This is a genomic window from Chromohalobacter sp. 296-RDG (assembly GCF_029889885.1).
Classification (GTDB): Bacteria; Pseudomonadota; Gammaproteobacteria; order Pseudomonadales; family Halomonadaceae; genus Chromohalobacter.
In genome coordinates this window covers 1-1907 of record NZ_JARANY010000162.1, presented here as the reverse complement: position 1 = coordinate 1907, position 1907 = coordinate 1, and the positions used below count along the sequence as shown (strand labels likewise).

Annotated in this window: 2 protein-coding genes and 1 pseudogene; all 3 read right to left on the bottom strand. The window is 62.4% G+C overall.

What is annotated here, in order from left to right:
- A pseudogene (locus OP495_RS18840) lies at positions 1–115 on the bottom strand (thiazole synthase); the annotation flags it as partial.
- A 79-nt stretch (positions 116–194) separates the two neighbouring features.
- On the bottom strand, positions 195–395 hold the full coding sequence (gene thiS / locus OP495_RS18835) for a sulfur carrier protein ThiS (RefSeq protein WP_280571023.1): 201 nt from the start codon (positions 393–395) through the stop codon (positions 195–197).
- A 56-nt stretch (positions 396–451) separates the two neighbouring features.
- The coding region (locus OP495_RS18830) for a sodium:alanine symporter family protein (RefSeq protein ID WP_348521329.1) at positions 452–1907 on the bottom strand (1456 nt) is incomplete at its 5' end.

Genomic DNA, 1907 nt, shown 5'->3' with positions numbered 1-1907 from the left:
CGGCTGCGGCGGTCTCGTCGAAATCACGGTATTTGCCGGTGCCCACCAGCAAGCGTGAGGAGAAGACGCGACCGGCGACGGTCAATGGAATGTCCTGGCGCTGATCAGCGGACATGACGAACCTCCTGGCGTAAAGGGAGCCGCCGACACACCCGGGCCGCTATGCGGCCCCGCGCGTCGACGGGCGAGTAACATCAGCCGCCGCCGATGGCATGCACGATTTCCACACGATCACCCGGGGACAGGCGGATCTCGGCATGCTGGCTGCGCGGCACGATTTCCTCGTTGACTTCGACGGCGATGCGGCGCCCGGTCAATGCGAGCTGCTCGATCAACTCACTGATCGTCAGCCGGGACGCGAGCTCGCGCTGATCGCCGTTGAGCTGTATGTGCATGACGGCCTCTCACGTTAGCTGGGGAGAGACCGCCATTATAACGCCAAATGCCGTGCTCAAGAATCCTTGGGCGGCCATACGTCGTCATCCACTTGTTCGGGTCGCTTGAGGATCTTGGGATCGAAGCGCGGTTCCTTGACGCCTTCGCGACGCTGGCGCTCGTAGTCCTTGAGCACACGCATGGCGATCGGTGCCAGGATCAGGATCGCGATCAGGTTGGTAGTCGCCATCAGGCCCATGGAGAGATCGGCGAAGTCCCATACGAAGGTCAGTTGCGACACCGAGCCGATCATCACCATGGCCAGCACGGCCAGGCGCAACGCTTGTACCGCGCCCTTGGCATGGCGCTTGAACATGTACTCGATGTTGACTGTGGCGAACGAGAAGTTAGCGATGATCGAGGTGAAGGCGAACAGCAGAATCGCCACGGCGATGAAGATCTCACCGAAGCCACCGAAGTGATCTGCCATCGCGTCCTGGGTAAGCTGGATACCGACGATATCTTGTCCCGGCGAATTGGCCATCAACTTCTCGTAGACGCCAGAAAGCAGGATCACCACCGCCGTGCAGCTGCAGATGACCAGGGTATCGATGAACACGCCGAACGACTGCACTAGGCCCTGCGCGGCAGGATGCTTGACGTTGGCCTGGGCCGCCGCGTTGGGCGCCGAGCCCATGCCCGCCTCGTTGGAAAACAGGCCACGCTTGATACCGTTCTCCATCGCCGTCTTGATGGCATAGCCGGCCGCACCGCCCACTGCGGGCCCATAGCCGAAGGCACTCTTGACGATCAGCGCCAGCATCTCCGGCACCGCAGTAATGTTGAGCGCCAGCACCACCAGCGCCACCAGCAAGTAGGCAATGGCCATGATCGGCACGATCTTCTCCGCCGTGCGCGCGATGGACTTGAGCCCGCCATAGATGACCACGGCCACGACACCGACCAGAATCAACCCGGTGACCCAGTTGGGCATGCCGAAGGCCTGGTTCATGCCCTGGGCGATGGTATTCGCCTGGGCGCCGTTGAAGGCCAAGCCATAGGCCACCAACAGGAAGAAGGCGAACACCAGGCTCATCCAGCGCCAGCCCAACGTGCGCTCGATATAGTAGGCAGGACCGCCGCGATACACGCCGTCCTCATGGCGCTTCTTGTAGGTCTGCGCCAGAGTCGACTCGACGAACGAGGTGGCAAACCCGACCAGCGCGGTGATCCACATCCAGAAGATCGCGCCCGGGCCGCCGACCCACAAGGCGATGGCCACGCCGGCCAGGTTGCCAGTCCCCACGCGCGCCGCCAGCGACGTGGCAAACGCCTGAAACCCGCTGACGCCCTCGCCCGCGCCCCGGCTGTTGAAGGTCACGCGTGCCATGTGCCCGAACAGGCGAAATTGCATGCCGCGCGTCAGCACGGTGAACAACACCCCCGCGCCCAACAAGAGATAAACGAGAATATACGACCAGATGAAATCGCTGACAGGTGTCATCACCGCATAGATGGCGTCATGCAGCGGT